The sequence below is a fragment of the Thermogemmatispora onikobensis genome, from assembly GCF_001748285.1.
GTDB classification, from domain to species: Bacteria; Chloroflexota; Ktedonobacteria; order Ktedonobacterales; family Ktedonobacteraceae; genus Thermogemmatispora; species Thermogemmatispora onikobensis.
Genome location: NZ_BDGT01000094.1, coordinates 1 through 8,886, shown reverse-complemented (window position 1 = coordinate 8,886; position 8,886 = coordinate 1). Strand labels below are relative to the sequence as shown.

Below are 8,886 nucleotides of genomic sequence, written 5' to 3'. Positions count from 1 at the left end.
AACCTCAAAGGCTCCTCCTACAATTCGACCGTACTAGTGCAATATGATGAAGAGATAACAAGAGAGCAACCAGCGCTAGACATACAGCAGCCGTCTCCTGAGTTTCTGCAGGGCTTGCGCCTCGTTGCGGCACCCTCGTTTTGCTAACGCTTCGTATGGTTCTCTTCAGGCGGATTGACGAGCGAGTGACCGAGCGAACGGACCGGTCTGGCATCCAACCTGACTTCTCTCGCCTTTCGGATTCTTCGCCTCTTCTCAGGATGGTTATTGACACAAGCCACCGGGAGAGGAAAGAATCATCGAAGAAGGAGGGAAGCGGCGACGGTATCAGAAGACGGCAGCGAAACGTAGAAAGATCCGGCGCGGATATTCGTGAAGATGCATGCCTTAGAAAGCAGCAAGGCATCATCAGAAACCACGGGAGCCCGTGATGGGAATCGAACCCATGACCACAGTCTTACCAAGACTGTGCGCTACCGCTGCGCCACACGGGCCAGACAGATCATCAGCGCATTGACACCGGGCGGCGGGCATCTCATCCTATCCCTCGACTACCGCCTTGCCTCACACCCATCTTCTCCACGCGCGCCCAGGCGCACCGCTGACCTGCAGCCGCCTCTTCGCTCGTCCACTCACCTCATCTGAGCGTACGCTCTGAGCGAGGCATGCCGCTATTGCGCTGGTGGGCAGTGAGGGATTCGAACCCCCGTAGGTTTCCCAGCTGATTTACAGTCAGCCCCGTTTGACCGCTCCGGAAACTGCCCACGCGAAGTTCCTCAGTTGTTGCCAGCTCCTTGCTGTTTGGCTGACGTGTCCATTATAGCTGACGGGGCAGATGATGTCAAGCACTTTTCTGGGAAGGTTGGTGAAGAGCACAGCGGTTTAGGAAAGTCTGGGGGCCTGTCATTGTCGCAGGCCAGTTTTGCTGGTATAATTTCCTGCGTCGAAGAAAATGCGCTTCCCCACCAGCACGGGTGTAACCCTCGCGCCAGCCTGCAGCAGCTCGGTCTGGGCCTGATGGCCCCGGGCGCTGTTCTCTGGTCAGGCGGACGGAAACGGACGAAGGAAGGAAGAAGGAACGAGGTATTCTCTATGGCAACGAATTGCGACTTCAAGCGCTCTTCTTTGCTCGCTGAGCAGTATCAGCAGGAGATGGAGCTGATCTCTCAGGCCCTCCTGGAGGAAAGTGAGGAGGAACGCGAGGAGCGCCTGAGCCTGGTCGAGCGCTCTTGGCCCCTCACCAGCGCTTGCTTCTACGCCCAGCGCGAAAGCAGTGATGCATCCAGCCGCGCCTCCGCTGTCTCCGCTCACCAGTTACGGTCATAACTACCCTGTGCCAGATGCACGCTGGCCCTTTTTGTGGTATCATTCTCGTTACTGAGCACCATCTCAATTTATCACGTGATGTGTCAAGGTAGGGTGTCTGGATAAAACGCTATGCCTCATCCACCAGAGTTGCCGCCTGAAGCATTGACGTATCATACGCCTGTGCAGTTCGGCATGGTATACTGGGTGAATTTCGGCTATCCCGCCCTTCCCCCCGGCATCGAGGAGAAGCGCATCCTGGACTGGCATCCGGCCCTGGTGGTCTCCGCTGAACCGTTCTGCCGCCACGCCGGCGCCGTCAATGTGGTCGCACTGACGTCCTATCGGGGTAAGCTCCGTCCCTATCACCATCTGCTCTTGAAGCGCGATTATCCTCTTCTGGATACCGATAGCCTGGTGAAGACGGAGCTTCTCTATCCCGTCCTGCGCACGTTGCTCGCGGACCAATACGCGATCTGCCGGCTCCATGATGCAGACCTCTACGCAATTATGGGGAAGATCGCCAATAGCCTGGGCATTACGATGTATTATTCTTTGCACTGATGTTGAGGACGCAACCGCGGGTGTGCGCCTGGTCAGTCGCTGCCTTGGATTGCTATAGACTGTCTTCTTCTCTGTTGAGAATGCTGCGATGTTGCGGATGTTGCGTCTTCTTCCTTCGATTAGCGCTCTGTTGCAGTCACCCGAGGGGGTGCAGCTGAGCGCTGAGTTCGGGCGCCCTTTGGCGACACGCGCTCTGCGCCAGGTGGTCGCGGAGGCCCGCGTCGCAGTCCGCCAGGGCGCTCCCTGCCCTTCACCTTCCGAACTGCTCTCTGCCGCTCGCCGCTGGCTCTCGGCGACGCTCCAGCCTTCGCTTCGCCCGGTGATTAATGCTACCGGGGTGATTATTAATACGAACCTGGGCCGCGCTCCTTTGAGCGCCTCCTCCCTCCAGGCGCTGCAGGCCGTGGCCCAAGGCTATGCCAATCTGGAGTACAATCTGGAGGCCGGCGAGCGTGGCTCTCGCTCTGTGCACGCCTCGGCTCTGCTGCGTGAGCTGACCGGTGCTGAGGCGGCGCTGGTGGTGAACAATAATGCTGCCGCGGTCTTGTTGGCGCTGTCAACGCTGGCGGCGGGCCGCGAGGTGATTATTTCTCGCGGGCAGTTAGTGGAGATCGGCGGTGGTTTCCGCGTCCCCGACGTGATGCGTCAGAGCGGCTGCCTGCTGGTGGAGGTGGGCACGACCAACCGGACGCGCCTGAGCGATTATGCGGCGGCCATCTCGGAGCGCACTGCCCTGCTGCTGGCGGTCCATCCGAGCAATTTCCGCCTGACGGGCTTTGTGGAGTCCACCCCGGTCGGTGAGCTGGTGCAACTGGCCCACAATCATGGGCTGCTGGTCATGGAGGATCTGGGCAGCGGCTGCTTGATCCCAAGCGAGCGCTATGGGCTGGCCCACGAGCCGATGCCGCAGGAGAGTCTGGCGGCGGGTGTTGATCTGGTCTGTTTTTCGGGCGATAAGTTACTGGGCGGCCCCCAGGCGGGGATTATCTTGGGACGCGCCTCTCTGCTGGAGCGTATTGCTCGCCATCCGCTGATGCGAGCGTTGCGGGTGGATAAGCTGACGCTGGCGGCCCTGGAGGCAACCTTGCGCCATTATCAGCGCGCTGAGGCTGAGGAGGCGATTCCGGTCTGGCGGATGATTGCGCTTCCTCTTTCACGTCTGCAGGAGCGCGCGGAGCGCTGGGCCCGGACTTTGCGGGAGCAGGGGATTGCGGCAAGCGTCCGCCCCGGTGAGTCTACGGTCGGCGGGGGCTCTCTGCCAGGGGAGACGCTCCCCACAGCGCTGCTGGCCCTCGAGGAGGGGCAGGTACCTTGCCCGCTGGAGGAGCTGGCACGCCGCTTGCGCTCTCGTCCGGTGCCAATCGTGGGACGTATCTTGCACGATGCTCTCTTACTCGATCCGCGCACGGTCCTGGAGGAGCAGGATGAGGAGCTGCTGCGTGGACTGCTGGCCTGCCTGGGCGACGGGTAAGGGAGGAAGCGGTCCGGCGCCTAGCTGGATAGGGCACCGCCGAGGTTGGCCTCAACCTCGGCCAGGCGCCGCAAGGTCTGTCGATCTCTCAGGCGCTCCAGGATGGGACGGGCGCGCTCTAGCTGTCGCCGGTCGCCGCTGCGCTGAGCGAGGATGAGGCGCATGCGGGCGGCGTGCACGAGATGTCCCGCCACTTCAGCTGCATCAATGGCCCGGGCAAGAGCCTCCAGGTCGTTGATGGCCAGGGCCTGGGCGATAGCAAGGTAGGGAGCCAGCATGGCGCCCTGGCGCTCTCTGAGAATCTGGTCCGCACAGTTCAGCAGGGCTGGCGGGGCACTCAGGCCGTGTTCGCTGCAGAATCTCAGGCGATAGAGCAGGTGGAGTTGATCACGCCGGAAGCCTTCCACAGGCATAAGCTCTGGGTCATCCTGGAGAAGCGCTTCTTGAAAGCTACGATCGGCTTCGAGGCCTTGCTCTCTGGGAAGCAAGGCGCGCAGGAGGGTGGCCAGGTCAGCGCATTGGGCCTGGTCTTCATGAGCCTGAGCGACCAGGAAGAGCGAACAATATGCATCCGACAGGTGGGCAAGGCGCTCCTCATCAGGGGCTACTTCTTCGCGAATAGCATGCAGCAAGGATGCCAGCGCCTCGATCTCCTCCCAGCGACCAGCGAGAAAGGCTGCGATGGCAAGCGCGGGCAGCGTTCTGCTGAGGAGCGGCAGAGGCAGGTCCGTGCGAGCACGAGCGCAGGCCATTTTGCCAAGCTCGATTGTCTCCTGGAAGTTGCCGAAGACAAGATTGGCATAGGCCGCTACATTGATGGCATCAATATATTCCTCCGGTGGCAGGTCGGGGAGACTTAAGCGGCGTCGGGCCGCGCTGAGTGTTATTTCCTCTTTTCCCAGATACCAGTGCAGCAGCCCCAGGGCGTCGAGCGCCTCGCTGAGAGCGGCCTGATCATCACGCTGCCCGAAGTAGTCTACGGCCTCGTTCACTCTGTCGCACAGCGCTTCCAGCCTCTCATTGGTCTGAGCCGGGCCAGGACTCGCTTGCGCGAAGACGTTTGTGAAAGAGACGATCAGTTGTTCCAGACTCGCTTGGGTCTCGAGTGAAGCAAGAGGGTACTGGAGCAGATCGAGGACGACGGTGAAGCAGATGGCAACGCGCAGGCGCCAGACTTCTTCTTCGCTTCCCGCTTGCTTAGCAAGGGTGAGGGCCTCTTGTGCCAGGCGGGCAACTTCCTGCGGCGAGAGCGGGCGCACCAGGGCGAAACGGGTGCCGCCAACGATGATCTTGCGCAGCAGGCGAGCGCCGGTGAGTGGTTCAGCAGTCTCTAGATTGCGCCAGCAGGCGAGAGCTTGCCGATAGGCATTCCTCCGTGTATCCCCCCAATAGAAGCTGTCGCCGAGCAGCTCATAGAGACGCACCTGCTCCAGTGGTGAGGCCAGCTCGATGGCCAGCTCCAGCCAGTGCCTGGCTTCGGTAAAGGCCGCGCTTTGGATAGCCAGGAGGCCGGCCTGCTCGAAGGCTTGCTGGGCCGCAGCCGGAGGAAATGGCAGTTCTTGCCGTACGGCTCCCTGACGAGCCAGACGCAGAGCTTCACGGTAGTGATAAGCTTTCAGCTCCCTGGTAGCCTGCTCCGATAGCAGGGCTGTTTGCTCCAGCCAGGCCGCTATTTGACTGTGCAGGCGGATGCGTTCGCCACGGGCCAGTGTCCCGTAGGCGACGTCGCGCACGAGGTTCTGCGCGAAAGCCAGCGTTCCGCCAGGCTCAGCCACTAGCAGTGCGTGCAGCAGCAGATCATCGAGAGCCTCAGTAAAGCGTTCGGCAGGCTCGCCAGACCTGTCAGCCTGAGCCTGATTGTGCTCCTGGAGAAAGATAGGCTGCAGCAGAGACCGGGGAGCGCTGCGTCCGACCACAGCAGCGATCTGCAGCAGACGACGTGCCGGCGCCGGCAACAGGTCAAGGCGGGCCAGCAGGCTGGCATGCACGGTATCGGGCAGAGCGATCCCTATCAGGTTGCGACCCTGGTCTTGCAGCTCTAGCCGCCCACGCGCTAGCTCCAGGGCAAAGAAGGGATTGCCTTCAGCCCGTTGAACAATGGCTTCGCGCATAGCGATGGACAGGGCTGGGGCACTCCCCTCTAGCAACTGGCGCAGCTGCCCGGCTGTGAGGGGTGGCAGACTCAGACAAAAAAAGTTCTGACGGCCTGCTCCCCAGGTGCGACGACGCTCCAACAATTCAGGTCTGCTCAGCAGGACAAGCAACAGGGGCACTGAGGCGCGGATGCCCAGCAGAGCCTCGATGAGGTCAAGCAAGCTGTCTGGGGCGTACTGCAGGTCATCAATGCCAATCAGGAGAGGGGAACGGCGGGCCAGACACTCCAGCAACTGACGCCAGACGCTGAAGATACTGTCTGGGAGGAGGTTGCTGCCTGGAACGAGACCGAGCGACTGCAGGATCAGCCCGGCCAGGCGGGCCGCCTCCTCCTGACCATAGCCACTTTCATCAAAGAGCTGTTGCAGCCTCGCTCGCTCGATTTCCGGCACAGGCTCCCCCTGTCCTGCGATCAGGCTGCTGAGCAGTTCGCGCAGGGGCTGAACGGCAGAGAGCTGGCCGTAGGGCGGACAAGAGACGCGCACAACGCGCAGGTCGGGATGGGAGGCCAGCGCGTCCAGGAAGGTTCCTAGCAGGCGCGTCTTGCCACCGCCCGCCGGGCCGATGAGGGAGAGGTAATACGGTCGCTGCTCTTCACAGGCGCGATCGAGCAAGAGCCGCAATTGTTCCAGATCACGCTGTCGGCCAATAAAAGGCGGCAGTTGTAGCAGACGCTGCGGGCGAGGAGCTTTCAGGGGGAAGACGCGCAGCGGCTGTGGCTTACCTCTGACGGTCAGCTCGCGCACTGAGGCGAAGAGGAAGGAAAACCTGGTTGCCTGCATGGTGCGCTCGCTCACCAGGATCTCGCCGGGCGCAGCGCCTTGCTGCAGGCGGGCGGCCACATTGACCGCGTCGCCCGTCACTAAGAAATCGCCCTGGCTGCTATCGCCTGTGGCGACAACCTCACCGCTGCTGATGCCAATGCGCAAGCGAAACGCCGGGGGAAAGAGGGGATCGTTTTCCACGGCCTGGCGCAGGGCCAGGGCCGCCGCCAGCGCGCGCTCGGCATCGTCTCCATGAGCACGCGGCAAGCCGAAGACAGCCATTACTGCATCGCCGATGAACTTCTCTAGCGTACCGCCGTGGGCCGTAATGATCTGCCGGGCATGGGCGTAGTAGCGGCTCATCAAGGTTCGCAAGTCTTCAGGATCAAGTTCATCGCCTAGAGCAGTAGAGCCGGTCACATCGGCGAAGAGTATCGTGACAAGCTTGCGTTCTTCGGGCATGGGATCTGGCCCTTGCGCCCCTTTCACTCAGGGAGCTGAGAGCAGGCTCTAACGCTCTTCTTCCTTCAACATGCGGACGTAGCTCTGATAGCGCCGTTCGTTGATGAGGCCATCTTTAACTGCCTGCCGGATGGCGCAGTTGTCTTCATCAACGTGGAGGCAGTCTGAGTAGAAGCATTCACCCAGGTAGGGGCGGAACTCGACAAAGCAGCTCGCCAGTTCCTCTTTTGGAATGTTCCAGACGGCAAGGGCCCGGATACCGGCAGAGTCGGCCAGCCAGCCACCGCTAGAGAGCGGATAGAGCTGCGAGCTGGTCGTGGTATGGCGCCCCTTGCCAGTGGCGGAGCTAACCATGCCGGTGCGCACGGCCATGCCCGGCTCCAGTGCATTGACGAGCGAAGACTTGCCTACGCCAGAAGGACCAGTGAAGAGGGTGATGTGGTCCTTGAGGAGCTCGCGCAATTGCTCGATGCCCTGGCCAGTTTCGCAGCTGGTCCACAGGACCGTATAGCCGAGCTGCTGATAAAGGGCGACAGCCTCTTCGACGCTCTTGTCATGCGACAGGTCGACCTTGTTGATGCAGATGATCGGGCGCAGCTCGGCATGCTCGCAGATGGCCAGATAGCGGTCAAGCATGCCAAAATGGGGCTCAGGCTGCGTGGTGGCAAAAACGATCACCACCTGATCCAAATTAGCAAGCAGCGTCTGCGCCCGCGGATTGCTCTCGCGCGAACCGACATCGCGCCGTGCTAGCTCGCTCTGCCGTGGCAGGACTTCCTCAATCAGGCCCGTCTCCGCATCAAGCCGCCGCACCTTGACACGATCACCGACGCTCAGACGCGAAGGCAGCGTTGCGATCTCTGCCTCTGCGCGCTGCTGGCGGGCCAGGGGGCCAGTAACTTTCCCACGTACGGGGCGTCCCCGGGCCGCTTCGGCGAAGGCTTTCTTCAGCTTGCCACGGAGTGTGCAGCGCAGCTTGCCCTGATCGGTATAGACCTCATAAATGCCATGTGCTCCGCTAAGCACTATACCGGTCAGCAGTTCCATCTTGTACTTGCTGGCTTTCTTTCCTTCAGCACCCTCAAGCGTTCAGCGCCCTCATCTTCCGTTAGAGTAGTGGCTGCCTTCTTCCTGCATCCCTCCCTGGGCCATGAAGGAGCCCGGCGGAGGCGGGACGAGACAGCGAAGCTCGCTGATTTCCGACCTGTAACCATGATCGACGGACAGAGCAGAGACAGCTCTTCCTGCTCTTTGGCTCCCCCGTTCCGATCCGAAGCGCAGGCCAGAGAAGAGAGGCCCTTTTTATCTCTCCAGACAGATTACAGGAGAGACGGGCACTTTGTCAATGGAGTTCGCCGTGGGCAGCGAGCCGCCTCGAATACAGGCGAGCTGCCCCTCACCTGTCTGCCCCACGGGCAGGCAGTTGGTTGCTGTTGCCCGCGCTCTGCCCACTCGCTGGCAATGGAGCCGGCTGCATCAGGGGGCATTGACGTCTCCCTCTGGCATGGGCTAGCCTGAAACAGCCTTGCTGATTGACCAGCTGGGTTGCTTCACTTGAGAGCAGGCATTGTTCATGTTCTCTTGCTTATCACGAGAGGAGGAAGGGTGTTATGCCCTGGTTGGTTGGTTTCCTCAGTGTTGCACTGATACTCGTTATCTTGCAAGACGCTTTCGAGACTGTGGTTCTGCCTCGCCGCATCTCTCGCCGCTTTCGGCTGGCGCGCCTGATTTTTCGGGTGAGCTGGTGGTTGTGGCGTGGTCCCGCCCAGCTGATCCACAATGGAGGGCGACGCGAATATTATTTGAGCCTGTACGGGCCGCTGTCGCTCTTATTCCTCCTGGTGATCTGGGCTGTCAGCTTAGTCAGCGGCTTTGCGCTGCTGCAATGGAGCCTGGGCATGACAGCGCATACACCCGAACAGCAGGTTTCGCTGAGCACGCTTTTCTACTTTAGCGGAACCACCTTCTTTACGCTCGGGCTTGGCGACATCGCGCCGGCAGCGGGTCTGCCGCGCCTGGTGACAGTCATCGAGGCTGGTACGGGCTTCGGTTTCCTGGCGCTGGTGCTTAGCTATCTCCCGGTCATCTATCAGGCGTTTTCGCGGCGGGAGGCCAGTATTGCCCAGCTCGATGCTCACGCCGGCTCGCCGCCCAGCGCCTTGGAGC

General features: G+C 61.2%; 6 protein-coding genes and 2 tRNA genes. 4 read left to right on the top strand and 4 right to left on the bottom strand.

What is annotated here, in order from left to right; genetic code table 11:
* Window positions 1-422: 422 nt before the first annotated feature.
* A tRNA-Thr gene (locus tag BGC09_RS21710) sits at window positions 423-494 on the bottom strand.
* 186 nt (window positions 495-680) lie between these two features.
* A tRNA-Tyr gene (locus BGC09_RS21705) sits at window positions 681-764 on the bottom strand.
* A gap of 328 nt (window positions 765-1,092) precedes the next feature.
* On the opposite strand from BGC09_RS21705, the gene BGC09_RS21700 reads away from it, so the two are divergent.
* From BGC09_RS21700 to selA, 3 genes are all read left to right on the top strand, one after another.
* The gene (locus BGC09_RS21700) at window positions 1,093-1,326 is read left to right on the top strand and encodes a hypothetical protein (protein ID WP_069806294.1); all 234 of its coding nucleotides are present in this window, start codon (window positions 1,093-1,095) and stop codon (window positions 1,324-1,326) included.
* A 111-nt stretch (window positions 1,327-1,437) separates the two neighbouring features.
* On the top strand, window positions 1,438-1,869 hold the full coding sequence (locus tag BGC09_RS21695) for a type II toxin-antitoxin system PemK/MazF family toxin (protein WP_052887442.1): 432 nt from the start codon (window positions 1,438-1,440) through the stop codon (window positions 1,867-1,869).
* Between the two features lie 88 nt (window positions 1,870-1,957).
* Complete coding sequence (gene selA, locus BGC09_RS21690) at window positions 1,958-3,340, top strand: L-seryl-tRNA(Sec) selenium transferase (RefSeq protein ID WP_141727914.1); 1,383 nt, start codon at window positions 1,958-1,960, stop codon at window positions 3,338-3,340.
* Window positions 3,341-3,360: 20 nt separating this feature from the next.
* On the opposite strand, the gene BGC09_RS21685 is transcribed toward selA, so the two are convergent.
* Together BGC09_RS21685 and rsgA are read right to left on the bottom strand one after the other, a co-directional pair.
* Window positions 3,361-6,720, bottom strand: a complete 3,360-nt coding sequence (locus tag BGC09_RS21685; protein WP_141727913.1) for an adenylate/guanylate cyclase domain-containing protein — start codon at window positions 6,718-6,720, stop codon at window positions 3,361-3,363.
* A gap of 48 nt (window positions 6,721-6,768) precedes the next feature.
* Window positions 6,769-7,767 (bottom strand): ribosome small subunit-dependent GTPase A, encoded by a 999-nt coding sequence (gene rsgA, locus BGC09_RS21680; protein WP_069806291.1) that lies wholly within the window; start codon window positions 7,765-7,767, stop codon window positions 6,769-6,771.
* 563 nt (window positions 7,768-8,330) lie between these two features.
* On the opposite strand from rsgA, the gene BGC09_RS21675 reads away from it, so the two are divergent.
* On the top strand, window positions 8,331-8,886 hold a 556-nt coding region (locus tag BGC09_RS21675), incomplete at its 3' end, for a potassium channel family protein (protein WP_141727912.1).